The organism is Sphingomonas phoenicis (assembly GCF_047238005.1).
In the GTDB taxonomy this organism is placed as follows: domain Bacteria; phylum Pseudomonadota; class Alphaproteobacteria; order Sphingomonadales; family Sphingomonadaceae; genus Sphingomonas.
Genome location: NZ_JBDFMC010000002.1, coordinates 1,925,970 through 1,949,344, shown reverse-complemented (window position 1 = coordinate 1,949,344; position 23,375 = coordinate 1,925,970). Strand labels below are relative to the sequence as shown.

Annotated in this window: 23 protein-coding genes and 2 pseudogenes; 9 read left to right on the top strand and 16 right to left on the bottom strand. The window is 69.1% G+C overall.

Translation table 11 applies throughout. From position 1 onward, the window contains the following. Window positions 1-36: 36 nt before the first annotated feature. The 5 genes from ABC319_RS10485 to ABC319_RS10465 all read right to left on the bottom strand — a co-directional run bounded on the left by ABC319_RS10485 (window position 37) and on the right by ABC319_RS10465 (window position 6,090). Window positions 37-1,863, bottom strand: coding sequence for a DUF885 domain-containing protein (locus ABC319_RS10485; RefSeq protein WP_413070162.1), 1,827 nt, complete (start codon window positions 1,861-1,863; stop codon window positions 37-39). 226 nt (window positions 1,864-2,089) lie between these two features. Beyond that, window positions 2,090-3,733 carry a Na+/H+ antiporter gene (locus ABC319_RS10480; RefSeq protein ID WP_413070161.1) on the bottom strand — a complete coding sequence of 548 codons (1,644 nt, stop codon included), beginning with the start codon at window positions 3,731-3,733 and terminating at the stop codon, window positions 2,090-2,092. 207 nt (window positions 3,734-3,940) lie between these two features. After that, window positions 3,941-4,195, bottom strand: coding sequence for a hypothetical protein (locus tag ABC319_RS10475; RefSeq protein ID WP_413070160.1), 255 nt, complete (start codon window positions 4,193-4,195; stop codon window positions 3,941-3,943). Window positions 4,196-4,344: 149 nt separating this feature from the next. Then, complete coding sequence (locus ABC319_RS10470; RefSeq protein WP_413070159.1) at window positions 4,345-4,611, bottom strand: hypothetical protein; 267 nt, start codon at window positions 4,609-4,611, stop codon at window positions 4,345-4,347. Between the two features lie 51 nt (window positions 4,612-4,662). Beyond that, window positions 4,663-6,090 (bottom strand): DEAD/DEAH box helicase, encoded by a 1,428-nt coding sequence (locus tag ABC319_RS10465; RefSeq protein WP_413070158.1) that lies wholly within the window; start codon window positions 6,088-6,090, stop codon window positions 4,663-4,665. Between the two features lie 335 nt (window positions 6,091-6,425). Here ABC319_RS10465 and pgi point away from each other — a divergent pair, with 335 nt between their 5' ends. The 4 genes from pgi to gorA are packed head-to-tail and all read left to right on the top strand — an operon-like array spanning window position 6,426 to window position 9,932. Further along, on the top strand, window positions 6,426-7,916 hold the full coding sequence (gene pgi, locus ABC319_RS10460) for a glucose-6-phosphate isomerase (protein WP_413070157.1): 1,491 nt from the start codon (window positions 6,426-6,428) through the stop codon (window positions 7,914-7,916). Between the two features lie 44 nt (window positions 7,917-7,960). Then, the gene (locus ABC319_RS10455; RefSeq protein WP_413070156.1) at window positions 7,961-8,170 is read left to right on the top strand and encodes a type II toxin-antitoxin system VapB family antitoxin; all 210 of its coding nucleotides are present in this window, start codon (window positions 7,961-7,963) and stop codon (window positions 8,168-8,170) included. Continuing rightward, window positions 8,167-8,583: a type II toxin-antitoxin system VapC family toxin gene (vapC, locus tag ABC319_RS10450; RefSeq protein WP_413070155.1), complete on the top strand. Its 417-nt coding sequence runs from the start codon at window positions 8,167-8,169 to the stop codon at window positions 8,581-8,583. The genes ABC319_RS10455 and vapC overlap by 4 nt, the downstream gene beginning before the upstream one ends. Beyond that, window positions 8,583-9,932 carry a glutathione-disulfide reductase gene (gene gorA / locus ABC319_RS10445; protein WP_413070154.1) on the top strand — a complete coding sequence of 450 codons (1,350 nt, stop codon included), beginning with the start codon at window positions 8,583-8,585 and terminating at the stop codon, window positions 9,930-9,932. The genes vapC and gorA overlap by 1 nt, the downstream gene beginning before the upstream one ends. 232 nt (window positions 9,933-10,164) lie before the next feature. Here gorA and ABC319_RS10440 read toward each other — a convergent pair whose 3' ends face one another. The 5 genes from ABC319_RS10440 to ABC319_RS10420 form a co-directional block, all read right to left on the bottom strand. Then, window positions 10,165-10,932 (bottom strand): enoyl-CoA hydratase/isomerase family protein, encoded by a 768-nt coding sequence (locus ABC319_RS10440; RefSeq protein WP_413070153.1) that lies wholly within the window; start codon window positions 10,930-10,932, stop codon window positions 10,165-10,167. Then, window positions 10,922-11,863, bottom strand: coding sequence for an EamA family transporter RarD (gene rarD / locus ABC319_RS10435; protein ID WP_413070152.1), 942 nt, complete (start codon window positions 11,861-11,863; stop codon window positions 10,922-10,924). The genes ABC319_RS10440 and rarD overlap by 11 nt, the downstream gene beginning before the upstream one ends. Before the next feature lie 250 nt (window positions 11,864-12,113). After that, the gene (locus ABC319_RS10430) at window positions 12,114-13,454 is read right to left on the bottom strand and encodes a dihydrolipoamide acetyltransferase family protein (RefSeq protein WP_413070151.1); all 1,341 of its coding nucleotides are present in this window, start codon (window positions 13,452-13,454) and stop codon (window positions 12,114-12,116) included. 3 nt (window positions 13,455-13,457) lie between these two features. Beyond that, window positions 13,458-14,465: an alpha-ketoacid dehydrogenase subunit beta gene (locus tag ABC319_RS10425; RefSeq protein ID WP_413071679.1), complete on the bottom strand. Its 1,008-nt coding sequence runs from the start codon at window positions 14,463-14,465 to the stop codon at window positions 13,458-13,460. Between the two features lie 175 nt (window positions 14,466-14,640). Next, window positions 14,641-15,918, bottom strand: a complete 1,278-nt coding sequence (locus tag ABC319_RS10420) for a 3-methyl-2-oxobutanoate dehydrogenase (2-methylpropanoyl-transferring) subunit alpha (RefSeq protein ID WP_413071678.1) — start codon at window positions 15,916-15,918, stop codon at window positions 14,641-14,643. 203 nt (window positions 15,919-16,121) lie between these two features. On the opposite strand from ABC319_RS10420, the gene ABC319_RS10415 reads away from it, so the two are divergent. Beyond that, a complete protein-coding gene (locus tag ABC319_RS10415) occupies window positions 16,122-16,373 on the top strand; it encodes a hypothetical protein (protein WP_413070150.1) in 252 nt (83 codons plus the stop codon). A gap of 60 nt (window positions 16,374-16,433) precedes the next feature. Here ABC319_RS10415 and ABC319_RS10410 read toward each other — a convergent pair. Continuing rightward, window positions 16,434-17,490: pseudogene (locus tag ABC319_RS10410) on the bottom strand (IS30 family transposase). A gap of 235 nt (window positions 17,491-17,725) precedes the next feature. On the opposite strand from ABC319_RS10410, the gene lepB reads away from it, so the two are divergent. From lepB to era, 3 genes are read left to right on the top strand one after another with little or no spacing between them, the layout of a single operon-like run. Beyond that, window positions 17,726-18,568 (top strand): signal peptidase I, encoded by an 843-nt coding sequence (gene lepB, locus ABC319_RS10400; protein WP_413070149.1) that lies wholly within the window; start codon window positions 17,726-17,728, stop codon window positions 18,566-18,568. 14 nt (window positions 18,569-18,582) lie between these two features. Next, a complete protein-coding gene (gene rnc / locus ABC319_RS10395; RefSeq protein ID WP_413071677.1) occupies window positions 18,583-19,239 on the top strand; it encodes a ribonuclease III in 657 nt (218 codons plus the stop codon). 32 nt (window positions 19,240-19,271) lie between these two features. Continuing rightward, window positions 19,272-20,168: a GTPase Era gene (gene era / locus ABC319_RS10390; protein ID WP_413071676.1), complete on the top strand. Its 897-nt coding sequence runs from the start codon at window positions 19,272-19,274 to the stop codon at window positions 20,166-20,168. A 91-nt stretch (window positions 20,169-20,259) separates the two neighbouring features. Here the strand turns inward: era and ABC319_RS10385 are convergent, their stop codons facing one another. From ABC319_RS10385 to ABC319_RS10375, 3 genes are read right to left on the bottom strand one after another with little or no spacing between them, the layout of a single operon-like run. Further along, window positions 20,260-20,643: a glycine zipper 2TM domain-containing protein gene (locus ABC319_RS10385; protein WP_413070148.1), complete on the bottom strand. Its 384-nt coding sequence runs from the start codon at window positions 20,641-20,643 to the stop codon at window positions 20,260-20,262. Between the two features lie 49 nt (window positions 20,644-20,692). Beyond that, a complete protein-coding gene (locus ABC319_RS10380) occupies window positions 20,693-21,400 on the bottom strand; it encodes an NAD-dependent deacylase (protein WP_413070147.1) in 708 nt (235 codons plus the stop codon). After that, a complete protein-coding gene (locus ABC319_RS10375; protein ID WP_413070146.1) occupies window positions 21,397-21,909 on the bottom strand; it encodes a hypothetical protein in 513 nt (170 codons plus the stop codon). Before ABC319_RS10375 ends, ABC319_RS10380 begins: the two co-directional genes overlap by 4 nt. A gap of 482 nt (window positions 21,910-22,391) precedes the next feature. Between ABC319_RS10375 and ABC319_RS10370 the strand changes: the two genes are divergently transcribed. Beyond that, window positions 22,392-22,682 (top strand): DUF7684 family protein, encoded by a 291-nt coding sequence (locus ABC319_RS10370; RefSeq protein ID WP_488199615.1) that lies wholly within the window; start codon window positions 22,392-22,394, stop codon window positions 22,680-22,682. Between the two features lie 25 nt (window positions 22,683-22,707). Here ABC319_RS10370 and ABC319_RS10365 read toward each other — a convergent pair. Both ABC319_RS10365 and ABC319_RS10360 read right to left on the bottom strand, forming a co-directional pair. Next, a pseudogene (locus ABC319_RS10365) lies at window positions 22,708-22,786 on the bottom strand. 245 nt (window positions 22,787-23,031) lie between these two features. Beyond that, the gene (locus ABC319_RS10360; protein ID WP_413070144.1) at window positions 23,032-23,373 is read right to left on the bottom strand and encodes a MerR family transcriptional regulator; all 342 of its coding nucleotides are present in this window, start codon (window positions 23,371-23,373) and stop codon (window positions 23,032-23,034) included. Window positions 23,374-23,375: the final 2 nt, after the last annotated feature.

The window sequence follows — 23,375 nt, the reverse complement described above, 5'->3', positions numbered from 1 at the left end:
GGGCTCGCCCCGCACCGTGGACCAGCCCGACCCTCCTCAGCCCGCCGATGCGATGTACCGGTCGACCACGCTCTCCAGCAGGGTCAGCGGCACGTTTCCGGTCTTCACCACCACATCGTCGAACGCCTTCAGGTCGTAACGCCCGCCCAGCGCCCCTTGCGCCTTGGTGCGCAGCCGGTTGATCTCGTTGTGCCCCATCTTGTACCCGCACGCCTGCCCCGGCATCGCGCAATAGCGTTGCAGCTCGGACGTCAGCTGCGCCGCGGTCATCCCCGTCCCCTCCTGGAACCAGCGCAGCGCCTGGTCGAAGGTCCAGCGGCGCGCATGGATGCCGGTATCCACCACCAGCCGGCACGCGCGGAAGTTCATCGATTGCAGGAAACCGATCTGCCCCAGCGGATCGCCCTCGTACACGCCCAGCTCCTGCCCAAGCTGCTCGGCATAGAGCGCCCATCCTTCCGAATAGGCGTTGAACGACAGCAGCGACCGGATCAGCGGCAGGCGGAAACTATACTCGCCCTGCCAGACATGGCCCGGTATCCCTTCATGATAGGTCAGCGTCGGCAGCGAGTAACGCGGCCAGATGCCGGTATCCTTCAGGTTGATGTAATAGATGCCGGGCTGCGACCCATCCATCGATCCCGGGCCGGCATAGCCGTTGGGCGCGCCGTTCTGGATCGCCGGCGGCACCCGCTTCACGATCAGCTTGCCCGCCACCAGAGTGTTGAACGCGCGGGGCAGGCGGGTGCGGATGTCCGCGATCCTTCCCTCGACATAGGCGAGCAGCTTGGCCCGCCCGGCATCGTCGTTGGCGAACAGCAGGTCGGGTCGCTTCCCCAGCGCCGCCAGCCGCGCGCCGACCGTCCCCTGCGTCAGGCCCTGTCCGCGCAGCAGCGTGTCGATCTGCGCGGAGAGCGCGCGGTTCTGCTCGACGCCGATCGCGTGCAGTTCGTCGGGGGAGCGGGTGGTGGTCGTCGCCACCTGCGTCAGCCAGCGATACCAGCCCTCGCCGCCCGGCCGCGCCCAGATGCCGGGCACGTCGCTGGCCTTGGGGCGCAGCGCGGCGAACGCCGCCGCCTGCCGGCCCAGCGCGGGCACCACCTTCTCGCCCGCCAGCGCCGCCGCCCGTGTCGCATAGCTCGCCGGCAGCCCCGCGCCTGCGGATTTCTGCCGAAAGCTGGCGATCATCCCCCATTCGTCGACCGGCGCGGTGCGGATGCCGTCGATCTGGCCGCGGGTGATGTCGATCAGGAACCCCGGCAGCACCGCGCCCTTCGCCCCGTCGGCGGCGATCCGCGCCGTCTCCTGGTCCAGCCCGGTCGCGAACGCCTCGATCCGCGACAGGTACGCATCGGCATCGCCCGCATCGGCCACCGCATGCCGGTTCTCCAGCAGGTCGGGCAGGTCGGAATAGGCACCGCCCAGCTGCGACACCAGATAGGGGGTGTTGCGGAACCCGGTGTTGAATACCGACACGTCGCCGACCGGCATCGCGTCCCATCCCGCCACCGCCAGCTCGTGCGCCGCCTGCGCCACGTCCAGGTCCAGCGCGGTCGCCGGGGTCAGCCCCTTGCGGTCGGTCGCCTTCAGCGCCGCCAGTCGGGTGCGGGCCCGTTGCGCCCGCGCCGTCTCCGCCGCTGCGCTACGATCGGTGAAGCGCCCCTGCAACGCGGCGCGCGCACCCTTGTCGATCCCCAGCTGCAACGCATTCTCGGGATGGTCGGCCAGCAGCCGGTCGGCGATTGCGTCCAGCTCGGCCTTCACCCCCGCCTCGCCGCCGGCGGCCATGGCGGGGGCGGGCAGGGCGGCGGCGATGCCGATCGCGCCGGCACCGGTCAGGAGTTCGCGTCTTGTGGTCAGCATGATGTCGCGCGCTTTCGAGATGTCCGCGCACCGCAACGGCACGCCAATGCCCCGATGCTATCGCGCGCCCACAAAGGTTCAAGCACGGAACAAGCCATTCACCCCACCCCTTCAGGGGCGGGGCCGGGGGTGGGGCGTATCCGCGGGCGCCGTGGTTGGAAGAGGCGTCCGCCCCCAACCCCTCCCTTTGAAGGGGAGGGGCCTGACCCCCGGCCGACCGACCGGCTCACCCCCGCGTCCGCACCTCCTGCAGGTCCAGTTCGCGCGTCAGCTTCTGCACGGTCGCGCCGCCGATCCGCCGCTCGCGCGCGATCGCCAGGATGGCGCGCCGCTCCGCCTTCAGCCCGCGCAGCCGCAGGTCGCGCTCCACCCGGTCCTGCAACCGCGCCTCGGCCGACACGCGCGCGCCCTGGCTGCGGCTCTCGATCCGGTCGCGGTACAGGTCCATGATCCGGCTGCCAGCGGCGGCATAGAAATCGGCGTTGCCCAGCGTCTCGGCCAGTTCGTGCTGGGCATGCTCGATCTCGCGGATCGCCGCCTCGTACCCGATAACCCGCGCGGCATCCTCCTCCGCCTGGCGTGACGGTTCGGCGGGCAGCGTCAGCCCCTTCAGCAGCATCGGCAGCATCAGGCTGGCAAGGATCAGCGACGCGACGATCACCCCCGCCGCCAGAAAGATCGCCAGGTCGCGCGCCGGAAACGGCGTCCCGTCGTCCAGCACCAGCGGCAGGGTCAGCACGCCCGCCAGCGTGATCGCGCCGCGCACCCCGGCGACCGACATCGCCGCGATCAGCCGCCACTCGGCGCTCCGCGGCAGCCGCTCCGCATCTCCGGTACGCTGGCGCAGCAGCGTCAGGCGCAGCGAGATCCACACCCAGCCGAACCGCAACGCGACCAGCCCCACCACGATCGCGACGACATAGATGCCCAGCCACAGCGGGTTGCCGTGCCCGGTGATCCGCACCGTCCGCGCCGCGCCGGCCAGCACCGCCGGCATCTGCTCGCCCAGCAGCACGAAGATGATGCCGTTCAGCGCGAACTGGATCGTGTCCCACACCGAATTGCGCCGCATCCGCGTCGCCGCCATCGCCTGTCGCGATATCTCGGCGAAGGTCATGGTGACGCCCGCCGCCACCGCCGCCAGGATACCCGATGCATGCAGGTGCTCGGCCAGCAGGTACGATCCGAACGGAATCAACAGGCTGACCAGGATCTGCGACCCGGTCTCCTCGCCGTAATGGCGCGACACCCATGCCTTGGCGCGGGTCGCGGCGATCGTCACCAGCACGCCGATCGCGATCCCGGCACCGGCGACCCAGACGAAATTCGCCGCCGCGACCGGGGCGGAGAAGCTGCCGGTCAGCGCCGCCGCCACCGCGAAGCGCAGGCAGACCAGCCCCGACGCGTCGTTCAGCAGCGACTCGCCCTCCAGGATGTGCATCATCCGCCGCGGGATCGGCACCCTCGCCGCGATCGCCGACACCGCGATCGGATCGGTCGGCGACACCACCGCCGCCAGCGCGAACGCCACCGCCACCGGCATCGCCGGGATCATCCAGTGGATCAGGAACCCCATCCCCAGCACCGTCAGCAGCACCAGCCCCAGCGCCAGTTCCAGCACGACGGGCAGGTCCTTCAGCAGCTCATCCTTGGGGATCCGCCACCCGTCCAGGAACAGCAGCGGCGGCAGGAACAGCAGCAGGAACAGCTCGGGGTCCAGCTCGACCCGGTACGACGTCGACAGCCCGATCAGCCCGCCCAGCGCGATCTGCACCAGCGGCGTCGGCACCGGCAGCGGCAGCACGCGCGACACCGCGCCGCTGACCACCACCGCCAGTAACAGGAACAGGACGATCGAGATGACTTCCAAGGCATTACTCCGTGCGGCATGGCGCCGTGGTTTCAGGGCGAGCCGGCCGGGAATCCGATCCCGCGCTCCTGCGGACGCCAGCGTCCGGGGCGACAAGTCGCACCGGCGGTGGCCCTGCCGGGCTTCCTGTCCCGGCGTTCGCCGGACCACGCGCACATTCGCCCGCTGACAAGCGTGCATCGAGCCAGGCGGACTATCGTCGCTGGATCATGGCCGCAACACCACCGGCACCGCGGCATCGCGCCGGCTGAACGTCAGGCCTGCCCGCGCCCACTGCTTCTCCCGCCGGCACTCGCGCCCGCTGATCGTCGGCTCGTCTGACCGGGTGGCATCGGGATTGTTGCGCAAGCAGTAGATGCCGTGGCGGGGATGATAGCTCACGCGATATGCCGGCGGCCTGTCCGGCGCCGCCGGAACGACGATGGCGGGTGCGGCGGCGGCGAGAAGGAGCGATAGCGGCATGGGACGATTCTCCGATGAGCAGGCAGCGACCCGATCGGTCGCGCGCCATGCCCTGCCAGAACTGTGCCATATGAGTAATACACCTGCGCCGGTGATCTCGTGCCGGGCGATGCCGCCTATGTTCGGCGCGATCGGCCGGGAATTGGCGCCTACATCACCACCTTTGGCGGCAGCGATGCCTCGATCGCGGCCCGGACCATCCGCTCCCAGACGGCGACGTCACCTGCCGCGGCCATCGCCTGATCGGGTTCGCGCAGCGTCCGGAGGACCGCCAGCGCCTCGGGCAGATGATCCTTCCATGCGCCGTCGACCGCCGCGGAGGCCGATTCCTGCTCGCCCTCGCCATTGGCGCTGATCCGCTCGGCCGCGAGGACGCGGGCGATGCGCTCGGCGATGGGGGTGACGGAAACGTCCATGGCTGCTCTCCTTCGCCGGGGGTAACCCGCGAAGGAGAGCCCGGTATCCCTTTAACGCGCTGCCGACGGGCCCGTGCCGCGGCCGCCGCCACCGCCACCGCCGCTACGCCCGGCGCCGCCACGGCCGCCGCCGCTGCGACCCTGGCCGCCGCCACCGCCCTGGCCGCCACCACGCCCGCCGCGGCTGGCATTGGCGTAGTTGCGGCCGCCGGCCGCACCCGTCGGCGTCGGCGCATGCGTGGCCCGCGGGCGTGCCGGCGGACGGGCGCCGCGCGGGCGATCCTCGCGCGGGGCGGGATCGTTGCCGATCGCCTTCACCCGCTGCGACTTGATCTGGTTGGACTTGTTGGCGAAATCCTCGGGCAGCGGCTGGACCGGGATCTTCTGGCGCGTCGTGCGCTCGATATCCTTCAGGTACGGCCGCTCGTCATCGGCGCAGAACGACACCGCGATCCCGCTCGCCCCCGCGCGCGCCGTCCGCCCGATGCGGTGGACATATTGCTCGGGCACGTTGGGCAGCTCGAAGTTCACGACATGGCTGACGCCCGACACGTCGATCCCGCGCGCGGCGATGTCGGTCGCCACCAGGATGCGGACGCTGCCCGACTTGAACTCGCCCAGCGCCCGCTCGCGCTGGCCCTGGCTCTTGTTGCCGTGGATCGCGTTCGACTTGATGCCGTTGCCCGCGAGCAGCTTCACGACGCGGTCGGCGCCGTGCTTGGTGCGGGTGAACACCAGCGCGCGGTCGATCGTCTCGTCCTGCAGGATCAGCGTCAGCAGCCCCTGCTTCTCGGTCTGGTTGACGAAGGTGACGTACTGGTCGACCCGCTCCGCCGTGGTCGCGGCGGGCTTGACCGACACGGTCGCCGGCTCGTGCAGGAACTGGCTGGCCAGCTCGCGGATCGACGCGGGCATGGTGGCCGAGAAGAACAGCGTCTGGCGCTTCCTCGGCACCATCCGCACGATCTTCTTCAGCGCGTGGATGAAGCCCAGGTCCAGCATCTGGTCCGCCTCGTCGAGGACCAGGATCTCGATCATCGACAGGTTGACGAAGCCCTGCTCGACCAGGTCGATCAGCCGGCCCGGGGTGGCGACCAGGATGTCGACGCCCCGGCTCATGTCCTGGCGGTTCTTGTTGATGCTGGTGCCGCCGAACACGGTGGTCACCGACATCTTCGAGAACTTGCCGTACTCGCGCGCCGAATCGGCGATCTGGCTGGCCAGCTCGCGCGTCGGGGCAAGGACGAGCATGCGGCAATGCGTCGGCAGCACGCGCTTGGGGCTGGCGACCATGCGCTGGATCGACGGCAGCACGAACGCCGCGGTCTTGCCGGTGCCGGTCTGCGCGATGCCGAGCAGGTCGCCGCCTTCCAGCACGGTGGGGATGGCCTGCGCCTGGATCGGCGTGGGCGTGGTATAGCCTTTGGCCTCGAGCGCGCGGACGAGCGGCTCGGACAGGCCAAGCGAAACGAAAGTCATGGGAATTCCTGAAATAACAGGCCGAAAGCCGCGGCCACGCAGGCACACGGACGGCGGGGGAAGATGACGCCCCGCGTGAATAGGGAAGCCTGACGAGCAAGACCGAGGCGGAGCTTCGGGCCTGACGGCCCGATCACGCTGCATGACGCCTCGATGGGGCGCAGTTAGCGGTAGCGCTGTAAAAAGTCAAGATCGGCCGGCCGCGCACCCTCGCCGGGCAGTGGCCCGCACGACAAAATTTGACCGCGCGGGGCGGATGCCGATACCGGCAGGGGCGGTGGGGTGTTGTGCCACCCGAAACCGCCCGCCTGGGCGTTTGTACCGGAGACGAACTGATGGCCGACTGGTCCGCGATCGAAGCGCTTCCCTCGCCCCGCCTGACCGAGCTGTTCGACGGCGATCCCGATCGCCTGTCGCGGCTCAGCCTCGATGTGGCGGGCATCCATTTCGACTGGTCGAAGACCCACCTGACCCCCGATGCCGTCGCCGCGTTCGAGGCGCTGGCGAAGGCGCAGGACCTGGCCGGCAAGCGCGAGGCGATGTTCGGCGGCGAGCATGTCAACGTGACCGAGGATCGCCCGGTCGAGCACACCGCCGAGCGGGGCGAGGGCAATCCGGACAGCGTCGCGCGCGCACGCCAGTTCCATGCCCGCACGCGCGCGCTGGTCGACGCGATAGAGGCGGGCGCGCTGGGCGAGATCCGCCACGTCCTGCACATCGGCATCGGCGGCTCCGCCCTCGGCCCGCACCTGCTGGTCGACGCGCTGGGTCGCGACGACCGCCGTTACGACGTCGCGATCGTGTCGAACGTCGACGGCGTCGCGCTGGAGGATGTCTTCGCGCGCTTCGATCCGCAGGCGACGCTGCTGGTCGTCGCGTCCAAGACCTTCACCACGACCGAGACGATGCTGAACGCCGGCTCGGCGCTGGCGTGGATGCAGGAGAACGGCGTCGAGGATCCCTATGGCCGGGTCATCGCGCTCACCGCCAGCCCGGACAAGGCGATCGAATGGGGCGTCGACGAGACGCGCGTGCTGCCGTTCAGCGAGGGTGTCGGTGGCCGCTACTCGCTCTGGTCGTCGATCGGCTTCCCCGCGGCGATCGGCCTCGGCTGGTCGGCGTTCGAGGAGCTGCTGGAGGGCGCGGCCGAGATGGATCGCCACTTCCGCCTCACCGCGCTGCACGAGAACGCCCCGGCGCTCGCCGCCTTCGCCGATCTCTACTACACGCAGGTGCGGGGGGCCGAGACGCGCGCGCCCTTCGCCTATGACGAGCGGCTGCGCCTGCTGCCCAGCTATCTCCAGCAACTCGAGATGGAATCGAACGGCAAGTCGGTTACCGCGGACGGCCAGCCCGTCGGCCGCCCCACCGCGCCGATCACCTGGGGCGGGGTCGGCACCGACGCGCAGCATGCGGTGTTCCAGCTGCTCCACCAGGGCACGCACCTCGTGCCCGTCGAATTCATCGCGGTGATCGAGGCGGGCGATACCCTGGCGGAGGATCACCACCGCCAGCTGCTGCTGAACGCCTTCGCGCAGGGCGCGGCGCTGATGAAGGGCAAGCACGCCGACGATCCCGCGCGCAGCTATGCGGGCGACCGGCCCTCGTCGACGCTGCTCCTCGACACGCTCGACGCGCGCACGCTGGGCGCGCTGATCGCCTTCTACGAGCACCGGGTGTTCGTGAACGGCGTGCTGCTCGGGATCAACAGCTTCGACCAGTTCGGCGTCGAGCTGGGCAAGGAGATGGCGAAGGCGGCGGACGCCGGCGGACAGAGCTTCGATCCCTCGACGACCGACCTGATCCGCCGCGCCGGACTGGATTGAGCGGGGCGGGATCGCTATGTGTATGGCTCTCTGGAGTCATACACATGCGGACCAATATCGACATCGATGACGCGCTCATCGCCGATTTCATGGCTGCATCGGGAGCGAGGACCAAGCGCGAGGCCGTCGACATGGCGCTGCGGGACGGCCTGCGCATCAAGCGACAGCTTCAGGCGTGGGACGGGCTGCGCGGAACGGGGTGGGAAGGCGACCTCGACGACATGAGGACCAGCAAGTATCTGGCCTCCGGATGACCGTCCTGGTCGATACCAGTGTGTGGATCGATCTGTTCGCCGACCGCCACACCGTGCAGACAAGGGCGGGACGCGACCTGATCGGCAGGGGCGAACGCATCCTCGTCGGCGATCTCGTTCTGGTCGAAGTATTGCAGGGCACTCGCGACCGGCATGATTTCGACCGGAAGCAGGCGCTGCTCAGCGGCTTCGACCCGATGGCCATCGTCGATCCCCGCATCGCGCTGCAGGCCGCGCGCAACTATCAACACCTGCGCGCTTTGGGCATCACCATCCGCAAGACGATCGACACGCTGATCGCGACGCGGTGCATCCTCGACGATATCGCGCTGCTCTATGCGGACCGCGACTTCGATCCCTTTGTTGACCATCTCGGCCTGCGCTCTGCGCTGACCATGCCCGGAGCCCTTTGATGCCCCAATACGACTACGACCTCTTCGTCCTGGGCGCCGGCTCCGGCGGCACCCGCGCCAGCCGCGTGGCGGCGGCGCACGGCGCGCGGGTGGCGGTGGCGGAGGAATACCGCGTCGGCGGCACCTGCGTGATCCGCGGCTGCGTGCCCAAGAAGCTGCTCGTCTACGGCGCGCATTTCGCCGAGGACCTGCGCGATGCCAAGCATTTCGGGTGGGACGTGCCCAGCCCGTGCAGCTTTTCCTGGGCCCGCCTGCGCGACAACGTCATGGCGGAGGTCGACCGGATCAACGGCGCCTACACGCAGACGCTGGAGAACAACCGGGTCGAGATCATCGCGCAGCGCGCCGTCGTCACCGGTCCCAACAGCGTCCGGCTGGCCGACGGGACCGAGAAGACGGCAGAGCGCATCCTGGTCGCGGTCGGCGCGCATCCCGCGATTCCCGAATGCCCGGGGCACGAGCACGGCATCACCTCGAACGAGGTATTCCACCTCCCCGATCTGCCGCGGCGCATCCTGATCGCGGGCGGCGGCTATATCGCCAACGAATTCGCCGGCGTCTTCCACCAGTTCGGCAGCCACGTGATCCTCGCCAACCGCAGTCAGGAACTGCTGCGCGGCTATGACGCGCAGATCAGGGACCGGCTGCTCCAGATCTCGACGATGAAGGGGATCGAGTTCCGCTTCGATGCCGCCTTCGAGGGGATCGATAAGGGTGAGGACGGCTGCCTGACCGTCCACCTCGCCAACCACGAACCGGTCGTGGTGGATTGCGTGCTGTTCGCCACCGGCCGCCGCCCCAACACCGCCGGGCTGGGGCTGGAGGCTGCCGGGGTGGAGCTGGACGAGGTGGGCGCGGTCAGGGTCGACGGCGACAACCGCTCGACCTGCCCGTCGATCTACGCGATCGGCGACGTCACCAACCGCATCCAGCTGACGCCCGTGGCGATCCGCGAGGGGCAGGCGTTCGCCGACACCGTCTATGGCGGCAAGCCGACGACCGTCGACTACGACTGCGTCGCCGCCGCCGTGTTCAGCCACCCGCCGATCGCCGGCGTCGGCCTGACCGAGGCGGAGGCGAAGAACCGCTACGGCTCGGTCAAGGTCTATTCCTCCGACTTCCGCCCGATGAAGAACGTCCTCGCCGGCCGCAACGAGCGCGCGCTCTACAAGATGGTGTGCGACGGCCAGACCGACCGGGTGCTCGGCATCCACATGATCGGCCCCGACGTGCCCGAGATCATCCAGGCCTGCGCGGTCGCGGTGAAGGCCGGGCTGACCAAGGCGCATTTCGACGCCACCGTGGCGCTGCATCCGTCAATGGCGGAGGAGCTGGTGCTGATGCGCTGACGGGCCAAGGCGCGGCCACGCCCGCGACGATGCGCGAAGCGCATGGCCCGGCACGGCCGGCGGGCCGGCGAAGCCGACCCCGTCCGACGAAGCGGCGGCTTCGCCGCCGCCCAACGACATCACGAAGCCCCTCCCCTTCAGGGGAGGGGTTGGGGTGGGGCCTCTCCACCAGCGCCACGCCCGCGGGGAGCCCACCCCCGGCTCCCCTGAAGGGCCGGGAAGCAACGCCCCCCTATCGCCCCACGAACCGTCCCGGCCGCCGCTCCGCCACCGCGCGCACCCCCTCGGCGAAGTCCTCTGTCCGTTGCAGCCACGCCTGCTGCGCCAGTTCGTGGTCGGTCTGCGCCGCCACCAGCGCGGCCAGGTCGCCGCGCATCGTCGCTCGCGTCGCCTGTACCGCCAGCGGCGCGCCCGCGGCGATCTCGTGCGCCAGCGCCAGCGCCGCCGCATCCAGTTCCTCCAGCGGCACCAGCCGGTCGACCAGCCCCCACGCCGCCGCCTCCTCGCCGCGGATGCGCCGGCCGGTCAGCGTCATCAGCAGCGCGCGCTGCCGGCCGATCACCCGTTCCAGTACGGCCGAGATGCCGAAGCCGGGATGGAAGCCGATCTGGACGAAATTGGCCGCGAACCGCGCCTCGGGCGCCGCGATCCGGAAATCGGCGACCAGCGACAGGCCCAGCCCCGCGCCAACCGCGCTGCCCTGCACCGCCGCCACCACCGGCTTGGCCACCGCGAACAGCCGCGCGGCGGCGACGTAGAACGGGTTGCGACCGTCGGCCGGCACGCCATCGGCCACCGGGTTGGCGTTGACCAGGTCGGCGCCGGCGCAGAACACCCGCCCCTCCGACCGCAGCACGATCGCGCGCACCGCCGGATCGGCGCCGGCGGCGTCGAACGCCACGCCGATGTCCTCGATCAGCGCCAGATCGGCGAAATTGTGCGGCGGGCGGGCGAAGCTGACGATCGCGACATGGCCGTCGCGGCGGGTTTCAACGGTCATCCGCCCTTGTACCGCCCGCCGCGACGGTGCCAAGCGCCACCCTCTCCATCCGCGAACGCCGTGCCTCGCGCAGGCTCGCCGCCGCGTACAGCGCGCACCCGGCCCAGATCAGCGCGAACGCGGCGATGTGATAATCGCGCAGCGGCTCGCCGAACAGCCACACCGCCTGCACCAGCTGCAACGTCGGCGCGATATACTGGAGCAGGCCGAGCGTCGCATAGCGCATGCGCCGCGCCGCCGCCGCGAACAGCAGCAGCGGCGCCGCCGTCACCGCGCCCGCCGCGACCAGCAGCAGGTCCAGCCGCGTGTCGTGGCCGAACGCCCCGCTGCCGCTCGCCTGCGCCCAGCCGATCACCGCCAGCGCCGGCCCCGCCAGCAGCAGCGTCTCCACCGTCAGCCCGCCCAGCGCGTCGATCGCCACCACCTTGCGGATCAGGCCGTAGCAGCCGAAACTCACCGCCAGCGTCAGCGAGATCCACACCGCGCCGCCGCCGCCCGCCGCCATCACCACCACGCCCAGCGCCGCGATCGCCACGGCGACCAGCTGCACCCGGTCGACCCGCTCCTTCAGGATGGCGACGCCCAGCGCGACATTGACCAGCGGGTTGATGAAATAGCCTAGGCTCGCCTCCAGCACATGCGCGTGGCCGACCGACCAGATATACACCAGCCAGTTGATCGCGATCAGCGTCGCACTGCCCGCCAGCAGCAGCAGCGTCCGCCCCCGCGCCGCCGCCCGGATCGCCGCCACCCGCCGCAGCATCACCACAACGAGCGCCAGCAGCAGCAGCGACCAGATCACCCGGTGCGCCAGCACCTGCACCGCCGGCACGTCGTGCAACAGCTTCAGATACGCCGGCAGGATCCCCCACAGCACATAGGCCGATACGGCGAGGATCAGGCCGGTACGGGCGGGCGCGGGAGCGGTCATGCCGCACCCGGTCGATCATTGTCGCCCGCGATGCAAGCGGCGGGGCTCAGGATGCGGCACGACGCGGCTGCTGCCACGCTGTCCGATCCCGTCGGAGCAGTCTTGGCACCCCTGCGTCTCGCCGCAGGGACCACCCCGGCGAAGGCCGAAGCCCAGTTCGGTGACGGTCGCGATCGATCGCCACAGACGTTCCAGCTTGGCCCCGACGTTCGCCGGGGTGCGCGAGCAACGACCCCCTGCCGGGGCGGCCTCAGTCCGCGAACAGCAGGACCGGCGTCTCCAGCATCTTCTTCAGCGCCTGGACATAGCTGGCCGCGTCCCAGCCGTCGACGACGCGGTGGTCGCAGCTGATCGACACGTTCATCAGCTTGGCACGGCGGATGTCGTCGCCGTCGAAAACCGGGCGCTCGACGATCCGGTTCGGCCCGATGATCGCCACCTCGGGCCGGTTGATGACCGGCGTCGTCGCGATCCCGCCCAGCGGCCCCAGCGAGGTGACGGTGATCGTGCCGCCGCCCAGTTCCTCCGGCTTCAGCTTGCTGGCGCGCGCCGCCTCGGCCAGCCGGCCGATCTCGGTCGCCAGCTGCCAGACGTTCAGGTCCTGCGCGTCGCGGATCACCGGCACGGTCAGCCCGGCATCGGTCTGCGCCGCCATGCCCATGTGCACCCGGCCGTGGCGGGTCACCACGCCGGCCTCGTCGTCGTAGCGCGCGTTCAGCATCGGGAACTGCGGCAATGTGCGACAGATCGCGACGATCATCAGCGGCAGCAGCGTCAGCTTGGGCCGCCCGCCGCGATGGTCGTTCAGGTCGGCGCGCATCGCCTCCAGCTGCGTCACGTCGACCTCGTCGACATAGGTGAAGTGCGGGATGTGGCGTTTCGCCGCGGCCATGTTCTCGGCGATGCGGCGGCGCATGCCGATCACGCGCACCTGCTCGTCGGCACGCGCGCGGCTGGCCCCCGGCGCGGCATAGCCCTGTGCACCGCCATAGCGCAGGAACGCGTCCAGATCGGCGTGGCGCACCCGGTCGCCATCCGTCTTCACCTGCGCCAGGTCGATCCCCAGATCACGCGCGCGCGCGCGGACCGCGGGAGAGGCGAGGGCGGTAGCGGCCGGCTTTCCGTCGGCGACCGGCGCTGCTTCTCCCCCTCCGCTTGCGGGGGGGGCTGGGGGGGGGCTTGCCACGGGGGCGGCGCTCGCGGCCTGCCCTCCCCCAGCCCCTCCCGCAGGCGGGAGGGGAGCGGACGCGACCACCTCCTCCACGCCCGGATTCTCCGCCTCGTACTGTTCCGCCACTTCCGCCTGCTCGGCAGACGCCGGCGCGGCGGTCACCTCGCCCCCGGCGGCATCCTCGGTCTCGATCACCACCAGCGCGGCGCCGATCGCCACCTGGTCGCCGACCTCGCCCGCCAGCTCGACCACGGTGCCCGACACCGGCGACTCCATCTCGACGGTCGCCTTGTCGGTCATCATGTCGGCGATGTTCTGGTCTTCCTCGACCCGATCGCCCACGGCGACGTGCCAGGCGACGATCTCTGCCTCGGCGATGCCCTCGCCGATGTCGGGCAGGCGGAAGGTGAAGCGAGCCATGTCTTACGCGTCCTTCATGATCTTCTTGAGGGCCTGGCCGATCCGCACCGGTCCCGGGAAATACGCCCATTCCAGGCTGTGCGGGTACGGCGTGTCGTACCCGGTAACGCGCTCGATCGGCGCCTCCAGGTGATAGAAGCAGCGCTCCTGCACCAGTGCCGACAGTTCCGCGCCGAACCCGCTGGTGCGCGTCGCCTCGTGCACGATCATGCAGCGCCCGGTCTTCTTCACCGATGCCTCGATCGTCTCGATGTCCAGCGGCACCAGCGTGCGCAGGTCGATGATCTCGGCGTCGATCCCCGCCTCCGCGACGACGGCGGTGCAGACATGCACCATCGTGCCATAGGCGAGGATCGTCAGTGCCTCGCCTTCACGCACCACCTTCGCCTTGCCCAGCTCGATTTTGTAGTAACCCTCGGGCACCGCGCCGCCGGGATGCTTCGACCAGTTCTCGGCCGGGCGGTCCCAGTAACCGTTGAAGGGGCCGTTGTAGATGCGCTTGGGCTCGAAGAAGATGGTGGGGTCGTTGTCCTCGATCGCCGCGATCAGCAGCCCCTTGGCGTCGTAGGGGGTCGACGGGATCACCGTCTTCACGCCCGACACATGGGTGAAGATGCCCTCGGGCGACTGCGAATGGGTCTGCCCGCCGAAGATGCCGCCGCCGAACGGCGAGCGCACCGTCATCGGCGAGATGAACTCCCCCGCCGATCGATAGCGTAGCCGTGCCGCCTCGCTGACCAGCTGGTCGAGCGCGGGATAGATGTAGTCGGCGAACTGGATCTCCGGCACCGGCCGCAGCCCGTACGCGCCCATCCCCACCGCGACGCCGATGATCCCGCATTCGGTGATCGGCGTGTCGAACACGCGCGTCTTGCCGTGCTTCGCCTGCAGGCCCGCGGTGGCGCGGAACACGCCGCCGAAATAGCCGACATCCTCGCCCATCACGACCACGTCGGGGTCGCGCTCCATCATGATGTCCAGCGCGGAATTGATCGCCTGGATCATGTTCATGCGGGTGGCGGTGGCTTCTTCCACCGACGTTTCTACCGTGTCGCTCACCCAACCCACTCCGTCATTCCCGCGCAGGCGGGAATCCATAGCCTCTGACGTGGCGACCCCTGCCGAACCCTGCGCGTCTGGATTCCCGCCTGCGCGGGAATGACGGAAGGGGGCGATGCAGCCACCATCACTTCCGGTCCCATGGCCGGCCGCTCGCCTCTTCCTCGGCCATCATCTGCGCCTGCTGCTCGCGCAGGTGCCAGGGCATCTCCTCGAACACCCCGTCGAACAGCGTGTCGAGCGGCTGGTGCAGGCCGTGGCCCAGGATGCCGTTCTTCTCGGCCTCCTTCTGCGCGGCCTTTACCTGGTCGGCCAGTTCGCGGTCCTGCGCGGCGTGCCGCTCCTCGTCCCACTCGCCGATCGCGATCAGGTGCTGCTTCAGCCGGGCGACCGGATCGCCCAGCGGCCACGCGGTCGGCTCCCCGGCCGATCGGTACTGGCCCGGATCGTCGGAGGTCGAATGCCCCTCGGCGCGATAGGTGAAGTGCTCGATCAGGGTCGGCCCGGCATTGGTCCGCGCCCGCTCCGCCGCCCACTGCGTCGCCGAATAGACCGCCAGCGCGTCGTTGCCGTCGACGCGGAGCGACGCGATGCCATAACCCACGCCGCGCGCCGCGAAGGTCGTCGATTCGGCGCCGGCAAAGCCCGAGAAGCTCGAGATCGCCCACTGGTTGTTGACGATGTTCATGATCACCGGCGCCCGGTACACCGCGGCGAAGGTGCAGGCGGAATGGAAATCGCCCTCCGCGGTCGATCCCTCGCCGCACCACACCGCCGCGATCCGGGTGTCGCCCTTCGCCGCCGATGCCATCGCCCAGCCCACCGCCTGCGGATACTGGGTCGTCAGGTTGCCGGAGATCGAGAAGAACCCCGCCTCGCGCGCCGAATACATGATCGGCAGCTGCTTGCCCTGCAGCCGGTCGCCCTTGTTCGAATAGATCTGGTTCATCATGTCGACCAGCGACCAGTCGCGCGCGATCAGCAGCCCCTGCTGCCGGTACGAGGGGAAGCACATGTCCTCGTAATCCAGCGCGTGCGCGGCGGCGACCGACACCGCCTCCTCGCCCGTCGCCTTCATGTAGAAGCTGGTCTTGCCCTGCCGCTGCGCGCGGAACATCCGCTCGTCGAACGCGCGCAGCAGGGCCATGTGGCGCAGCATCCGGCGCAGCGTGTCGGGCGACAGCCGCGGGTCCCACGGGCCCACGGCGTTGCCCGCGTCGTCCAGCACCCGCACCAGCGTATAGGCCAGGTCGGTGAAGTCGCCGGGCGCAGCGGCGGTGTCGGGGCGTCGCGCCGCACCGGCGGCGGGCACGTCGACCTCGGCGAAATCGACCGGGTCGCCCGGCCGGAACTTCGGCTCCGGCACGTGCAGCGACAGCTGCGGCAGGTTGGTGCGCGGGCGCATCTCGGCGCCGTCCAGGTCGGCCACTCTCTCTCCACCTCGTTGGCACGGATTCGCGTCCGCGCTTGGGTCAGTACCCCTGTCGCGCGGTTGTAATTAAATTTCAAGCGTTGCGATGTGCCGGTCGGCTCCCCGGCTTGGCGTAACGCATCGTTAACCGCATCCGCGGCAGGATCGAATCGACCAGCCGATAAAGGTTCGCAACGATGTACATGGGCCCGATCACCGCCGCCGCTCCCGTCGACCTCGCGGTCGCCACCCGCGCTCCCGCATCGACGCTGGCGCGCCGCGCCGTCGGCGTGCCGGTGCTGCTGGTCGCCGGTGCGGCGATGCTGCCCTGGATGGCGCTGAACGCCGCGATCGCCGGCGTCGTACTGGGCGCCCGCGGCCTCGCCGCCGCCCCCCGCGCGCTGGTCACCGCGATCGACTACGCCGGCTCCGTCGCGCTGGGGCGCTGAAGCCGGCCCGACGACGATCGACATCCCGCCCGTCATTCCCGCGCAGGCGGGAATGTGGATTCACGTTTGAAGTGCACCGGTTGAGAGGTTGAGGAATGCCTCGGCGGGTGTTTGGAAGTCGAGGCATTTTCGAGGTGTGTCGTTGAGTCGGGTGGCGTAGGCGCGCAGTTGGGCGGGTGAGAGGGTGTCGAGGTTGGTTTTGCGGGGCAGCAGGCGCCGCAGGCGACCGATGGTGTTCTCGACCCCGCCCTTCTGCCAGGGGCTTCGCACATCGCAAAAGAAGGTCTGCAGTCCAAGGTGCCGCAGGCGATGGTGTTCTGCGAACTCGGTCCCATTGTCGAAGCTGATGGTCCGTCGCAACGGCTGGGGCATGTCGCGGAGCTGCCGGGCGATGCGCCGAGCGGTCATCGATGCCCTGCGATGAGGCGGTTGGTCGAGCATGGTGAAGCGGGTGGTGCGCTCGTGGAGGACGAGGATGTTGTCGCCGTAGCGCGAGAACAGCATGTAATCGGCTTCCCAATGGCCCGGCTGACGTCGGTCCTGTGCCGCGGGCGGGCGTTCGTGGATGGAGCGGCGGTGCTTGATGAAGCTGGCGGGACTGCCGCCTTGCAGGCGGTGTCGTCCGCGGCGCGACTTGGCGCGGGGCAGCAGGCGGTGCCAGTAATCCTTCTGCGCCGAGCGGTGATAGACGAAGCGGTAGATTGACTCATGACTGATGACGGTGCGACCAGCCTCGCGCGCCAGTCGGCCGGCGATCTGCTCGGGCGGACGATGCGTCAAACATGCCCCCGGCATGTTTGCGGATCGGCAGGCGATCCGACCGCATCATCCCCATCGCAAGGCTTTGCCTGACGCGGTCCCGCAGGTCCGGCTGGCGCACCAGCTTGAAGCGGCAATCCCATCGCCGCCGTCGCTGTGCCAGTTCCTGCGCCCGCACAGGCGCATAGCCGCCGGACCACATCCTGGTCATGCGACTGTTGCGCCTCACCTCTCGGCTCACCGTCGTATGGCTGCGTCCGATCGCCGCCCCGATACGACGCCACGACCATCCTGACGCCCAAAGCCGGGCGATCTCTATCCGCTCATCGAGGCTGAGCTGCCTGTATCCCTGTCCCATCGCGCCGCCACCCTATCGGTGGTGCACTTCTTTCGTGAATCCGTCGAATCCTACTGTTTGCAGAGCCACAACGCTAGTGGCTCTGGATCCTCGCCTGCGCGGGGATGACGCGAGATCGCCCGAAGCGACCCGATCTCGATCGGCCCGTCGAAACGCCTCGCCAAACGTCTCCCGAGCTCCACCAATACCCCCGCGCGCTTGACGGGAACACCTCGCCGCGCCACGCCGCACGGCCATGGCAAAGACCAAGACCGCCGGCGCCGCCGCGCCCCGTTCGGAGACGAGCGAGACGATCCGCTTCCTCCTGAAGCTCGCGCTGTTCGTGCTGATCCTGCGCAGCTTCATCGTCGCGCCCTTCTCGATCCCGTCCGAATCGATGCTGCCGCGGTTGCTGATCGGCGACTATCTGTTCGTGTCGAAGTGGAACTACGGCTATTCGCGCTGGTCGCTGCCGGGTGGCGTCGTGCCGTTCCCCGCGATCCGCTGGAGCCAGCCGACGCGTGGCGACGTCGTCGTCTTCCGCAGCCCCGATCCCGCGCCCGGCGACAACGATCCCGCGCATGCCGACCACGACGTCATCAAGCGGGTGATCGGCCTGCCCGGCGACACCGTGCAGATGCGCGGCGGCCAGCTGATCCTGAACGGCACCGCCATCCCCAAACAGCGGATCGCCGATTTCGTCCTGCCGCTCACCCCCAATTTCGACGAGCGCCACTGCGACGCGGCGTTCCGCGACAGCGGCCCCGATGGCAGCACCGTCTGCCGCTATCGCCGTTATCGCGAGACGCTGCCCGGCGGCCGCAGCTACGCCGTGCTCGACCAGCGCGACATCCCCGATGCGGACGATACCGGCGTCTACACCGTCCCCGCGAACACCGTCTTCCTGATGGGCGACAATCGCGACGACAGCGCCGACAGCCGCTTTCCCTTTCCGCAGGGGATGGGCCTGATCCCGATGGACCGGATCGAGGGCAGGGCGATGGTCTCCTTCTTCTCGACCGACGGGTCGGCCGAATGGATCAAGCCGTGGACCTGGGTCTCGGCCGCGCGCTGGGACCGGATCGGAGAGGGCTTCTGACGGCCGCCGCGACGATGGAGGAGTGGCTCGCCGCCATGCTCGGGCACGCGCCGGCCGATCCGGTGCCCTTCGCCCGCGCGCTGACCCATGGCAGCCACGCGACCGACGATTACCAGCGACTCGAATTCCTGGGTGACCGCGTGCTCGGCCTCGTCATGGCCGAATGGCTGTGGGAATCCTTCCCGGCCGAGCCGGAGGGGCAGTTGTCGAAGCGGCTGAACGCGCTCGTTACCGGCGCGGTCTGTGCCGATGTCGCCCGCGATCTCGGCGTCCGCGCGCATCTCCGCCTCGGCAAGCAGGCGCTGTCCGACGGTGCCGGCGACAGCGACAACGTGCTGGGCGACGTGATGGAGGCGCTGATCGGCGCGCTCTACCGCCAGGCGGGGCTCGACGCCGCCCGCGCCTTCGTCCGTCGCGCCTGGGGCGCCCGCGTCCACCGTCATGACAAGGCTCCGCAGCATCCCAAGTCCGCGCTGCAGGAATGGGCCGCCGCCGCCGGGCGGCGCGCGCCCGAATATACGCTGCTCGACCGGTCGGGGCCGGGCCATGCGCCGCGCTTCACCGTCTCGGTCGCGATCGGCAGCTTCGCCAGCGCCACCGCGGTCGCCGGCAACAAACAGGAAGCGGAGACCGCCGCCGCGCGGGCGCTGCTGGAAAAGGTGACGTCGTGAACGAACGGGATGGAGTGAACGAACATAAGGGGGTGAACGACACGCGCTGCGGCCTCGTCGCCGTGGTCGGCGCCCCCAATGCGGGCAAGTCGACCCTCGTCAATGCGCTCGTCGGTCAGAAGGTCGCGATCGTCAGCCCCAAGGCGCAGACGACCCGCACCAGGCTGCTCGGCGTCGCGATCGAGGGCGATACCCAGCTTCTCCTCGTCGACACCCCCGGCATCTTCGAGCCGAAGCGCCGCTTCGACCGGGCGATGGTGTCGGCGGCATGGGGCGGGACCGAGGGGGCCGATGTCCTCGCGCTGGTGGTCGACGCCAAGGGCGGGCTGGGCAGCAAGGTCACTGACATCGCCGAAGCGCTGAGGGACCGGCCGGAGCCGCGCCACCTGATCCTCAACAAGGTCGACCTCGCCGACAAGGCGAAGCTGCTGATCCATGCCGAGAAGCTGAACGCCCTCCTGCCCTTCGCCGAGACGTGGTTCGTCTCTGCCCAGACCGGCGACGGCCTGCCCGAGCTGAAGGCTGCGCTCGCCCGCGCGATGCCGCCGGGCCCGTGGCACTATCCCGAGGATCAGGTGTCCGACGCGACCGAGCGCGCCCTGGCCGCAGAGGTCACGCGCGAGCAGCTCTATCTCCAGCTCCACGCCGAGCTGCCCTATGCCAGCGCGGTCGAGACCGAGAAATTCTCGGAGCGGGAGGACGGCTCGGTCGAGATCCACCAGCAGATCCTGGTCGAGCGTCCCACCCAGCGCGCGATCGTGCTGGGCAAGGGCGGCGCCCGCATCCGCGAGATCGGCGCCCGCGCCCGCACCGAACTCGCCGCGATCATGGACCGGCCGGTCCACCTCTACCTGCACGTCAAGGTGAAGCCCGGCTGGGACGAAGACCGCGAGGTCTATCGCGATCTCGGCCTCGACTGGGTGGATTGACGGTCAACGAATGGTTGACCGTCAACCAGTAAAGCCCCTCCCCTTCAGGGGAGGGGTTGGGGTGGGGCGTCACCCCGTGCGCGACACCCGCTTACCGGCAGCGAACCTTGCCCCGATCGATCTCGCGCCCCAGCAACGCACCACCGGCACCGCCCGCCAGCGTGCCCAGCAAGCCGCCGCCGACCACATTGCCCAGCACCGCGCCGCCGACGCCGCCGATCACCAATCCGGTCGTCCCGTCCTTGCGCTGGCAATAGGAGCGGCCATCGCTGCCGCGATAGATGCGGTCGTCGCGATTCAGGCGCCGTTCCCGATAGTTACCCCGGCGATAGTCGCGGCGGGCATCCCAGTTGTCCTCATCGCCATGCCAGCGATAATCGGGCCGGTCGCGCCGCTGCGCCTCGGCGGCGACGGGCAGGGCCATGGGGACGGCGGTGGTCGCGACCATCAGCGCGGCGATCAGGGCGTTCTTCATGTCAGGCTCCTTTTCCTGCCCGATCGAACGAACGCGGGGGCGTTAGGGTTCATGGCTGACCGGCCAGTACCTCCTCGACCCATGCCGGCACCAGATTTCCCGCCGTTCCCAATTGCGTAGCGTCGAACAGGCCGCTGCCGGCCGATCGCTCCAGGTTCAGCTCCAGCGTCGCGGCCCCGTAATGCCGCGCCAGCTGGACGAACCCCGCCGCCGGATACACCGCGCCGGATGTCCCGATCGACACGAACAGGTCGCATCCCGCCACCGCCGTCTCGATCGCCTCCATCGCGTACGGCATCTCGCCGAAGAACACGATGTCGGGCCGCAGCGCCGCCGCCCCGCACACCGCGCACCGACTGCCCGGCGGCAAGTCGTTGAAATGCGGCCCCCGGTCCCCGCACGCCGCGCACAATGCCGACCGCAGTTCGCCATGCATGTGCACCATCCGCCGCGACCCCGCCCGCTCGTGCAGGTCGTCGACATTCTGCGTCACCAGCAGCATCTCGCCCCGCCACCCCGCATCCAGCGCCGCCAGCGCAACGTGCGCCGCGTTCGGCACCACCCCCGCCAACGCCGCCCGCCGCAGGTCGTAGAACCGGTGCACCAACCCCGCATCCCGCGCCAGCGCCTCGGGCGTGCAGACATCCTCGACCCGCTGCCCCTCCCACAACCCGCCCGGCCCGCGAAACGTCGCGATGCCGGACTCGGCGGAGATGCCTGCGCCGGTCAGGATCACGATGTTGCGGATGTCGGTCACGCGGACGCAGGCTCCGTGCCGTCTCCGAGATGAAGCTGCCCCTCACGCATGGTGAACCAGCGTGCCAGTTCCTCCCGGCGATCAACCATATGCCATTGCGGCTGTCCCTCAGTGGTTGAGAATGAAAGGAATCTAACCCCCGTTTCGGTTGTGACGGCGACCTCGGGCAAAGCGCCGAACAGTTCGCACCGAGCGATTCGCGCGCCTCGCAGCGCGTTGAGCGCGGGTTCCCACAGGTCTTCCTCGCTCCAGCTTCCGCAGCGAATGGCGATCTGATTCTCGATGCGCCAGCTCCATTCGACGCCGAGAGACAGAACGCCTTCGGGGTGGCCGGGTGAACCGCCCCGCTGGGATCGAGGAGTCAAATCGCCGATCTCGACGAACATGGCAGACCCGTAACCGCGCCAAACATGGCTTATGGGTAAGCCGACCAGCGTGGTGGCGAACGAGTCAAATGCTTCGGTCGGGTTCATCGAGCCGACATACCCCTGCTTCGCCGTGGTCGCCAACCGGGCTCGATAATCGATTATTGGCGTGCTTTTTTCTCGACCGGCGACACTCCCACAACCCGCCCGGTCCGCGAAGGTTCGCAATCCCCGGCTCTGTGGAAACCCCGCGCCGGTCAGGATCACGATGTTGCGGGTGGGCGGCGGCGGCGAGGGGCGCTGGCAGTGTCCACCCTATCCAGGTCCAGTTACGAACGCTCGCAACATTACCCTGTCCGTCAGCGAGATAGGCCAGATACATGTCGGAGAGACCAGCCACCTTGAAGCGCAGGAAACCGCGCCAGTTCGGGGCAGCGCTGACGCTTTCGAATACGATCCGTGCAGGCCCCCCGAGCACCGGATGGAGAGGGTGACATGCATAGACTTTCGTCACGGCTTTTCGAACATCTGCAATTTGTCGGTTGCGGAACTGCGCGAATACGGTCGCCCGAGTGGCTGAATTTGGTGTATTGCAGACGTTGGGCCCGTTGCCTAACCTTTAAGCGATGCCACTCGCGAGCAAGATCATCCTGCATAGTCCCGTGAAGGACGAGGGCCGACTAGCAGCATTTGTAGAGCAGTGTCTTGTTGATGGCGTATCGTTGCTGGCCATCGTCGGTCCGGGCTGCACGGAGCTAGAGGAAACAATCGACTGGCTTGTTGTAGGGGACGGCGACAGCCCGGGACGCTTCCTCTGTACTACTTCGCACCCGAATGAGCCGTTCGATGATGTGCTGAATATGGCGCAAACTTGGGAGTTTGAACGCGGGACTTCCGTACAGGAAATTCGGTTATAGGGACGGTCGAGATTGGGGCGGGGTTTGCCAGCGGCAGGGGATTGAACCCGCACCCGTCGCCGGGATCGCTTTAGCGATACGTCTACCAATTCCGTCACGCTGGCATGGAAGATCTAACCATCGCCCGCTTGGCGGGCAATGTCTGCTTGCGGGCGTAAGACGCGGTCCGCATCTGGATGCAACCGATAGCCGTGTCCCTCGCACAAGGCCGCACCCACCACCCTGTCCTACACGCCCGCCACCGCGTACAGTCGTGGCGAGGCTCTTTCGCATCGCTGGCCACCACCCGTCCTCCGCCTCGCGCGGAGAACATGATTTATGCCTTACCTTAGCCTTACCTTCCGCGGCCTCATCGTGGTCCGTCGGCCGCGAGCGCGTCCACCAGCAGGTCGCGGATTCGGCGCAGGTCGGTGGTCAAGCCGTTCTTCGGCAAGGCTTTCGCCTCCGACGTCAGCAACTGCTGGACGCCGCGGATCGTATAGCCCTCGCGGTTCAGCAGCGCGTCGATGCGCCGCACCAGCGCCGCATCCTCGGGGCGATAATAGCGGCGGTTGCCCGCCCGCTGCAGCGGCTTCAGCGAGGGAAACCGGGTCTCCCAGTATCGCAGCACATGGTGCGGCAGCCCGGTTTCCGCCGATAGCTCGCCGATCGTCCGCAGCGCCCCGCTCGCCTTCGGCGTGGGGGGCGCCACGC

Excerpts from the sequence above, each read along its gene's own strand:
- ABC319_RS10485 (WP_413070162.1), bottom strand. The coding sequence starts at position 1,863 with ATGCTGACCACAAGACGCGAACTCCTGACCGGTGCCGGCGCGATCGGC.
- ABC319_RS10475 (WP_413070160.1), bottom strand. The coding sequence starts at position 4,195 with ATGCCGCTATCGCTCCTTCTCGCCGCCGCCGCACCCGCCATCGTCGTT.
- ABC319_RS10470 (WP_413070159.1), bottom strand. The coding sequence starts at position 4,611 with ATGGACGTTTCCGTCACCCCCATCGCCGAGCGCATCGCCCGCGTCCTC.
- ABC319_RS10465 (WP_413070158.1), bottom strand. The coding sequence starts at position 6,090 with ATGACTTTCGTTTCGCTTGGCCTGTCCGAGCCGCTCGTCCGCGCGCTC.
- pgi (WP_413070157.1), top strand. The coding sequence starts at position 6,426 with ATGGCCGACTGGTCCGCGATCGAAGCGCTTCCCTCGCCCCGCCTGACC.
- ABC319_RS10455 (WP_413070156.1), top strand. The coding sequence starts at position 7,961 with ATGCGGACCAATATCGACATCGATGACGCGCTCATCGCCGATTTCATG.
- vapC (WP_413070155.1), top strand. The coding sequence starts at position 8,167 with ATGACCGTCCTGGTCGATACCAGTGTGTGGATCGATCTGTTCGCCGAC.
- gorA (WP_413070154.1), top strand. The coding sequence starts at position 8,583 with ATGCCCCAATACGACTACGACCTCTTCGTCCTGGGCGCCGGCTCCGGC.
- ABC319_RS10440 (WP_413070153.1), bottom strand. The coding sequence starts at position 10,932 with ATGACCGTTGAAACCCGCCGCGACGGCCATGTCGCGATCGTCAGCTTC.
- rarD (WP_413070152.1), bottom strand. The coding sequence starts at position 11,863 with ATGACCGCTCCCGCGCCCGCCCGTACCGGCCTGATCCTCGCCGTATCG.
- ABC319_RS10430 (WP_413070151.1), bottom strand. The coding sequence starts at position 13,454 with ATGGCTCGCTTCACCTTCCGCCTGCCCGACATCGGCGAGGGCATCGCC.
- ABC319_RS10425 (WP_413071679.1), bottom strand. The coding sequence starts at position 14,465 with ATGAACATGATCCAGGCGATCAATTCCGCGCTGGACATCATGATGGAG.
- ABC319_RS10420 (WP_413071678.1), bottom strand. The coding sequence starts at position 15,918 with ATGCGCCCGCGCACCAACCTGCCGCAGCTGTCGCTGCACGTGCCGGAG.
- ABC319_RS10415 (WP_413070150.1), top strand. The coding sequence starts at position 16,122 with ATGTACATGGGCCCGATCACCGCCGCCGCTCCCGTCGACCTCGCGGTC.
- lepB (WP_413070149.1), top strand. The coding sequence starts at position 17,726 with ATGGCAAAGACCAAGACCGCCGGCGCCGCCGCGCCCCGTTCGGAGACG.
- rnc (WP_413071677.1), top strand. The coding sequence starts at position 18,583 with ATGGAGGAGTGGCTCGCCGCCATGCTCGGGCACGCGCCGGCCGATCCG.
- ABC319_RS10385 (WP_413070148.1), bottom strand. The coding sequence starts at position 20,643 with ATGAAGAACGCCCTGATCGCCGCGCTGATGGTCGCGACCACCGCCGTC.
- ABC319_RS10370 (WP_488199615.1), top strand. The coding sequence starts at position 22,392 with ATGCCACTCGCGAGCAAGATCATCCTGCATAGTCCCGTGAAGGACGAG.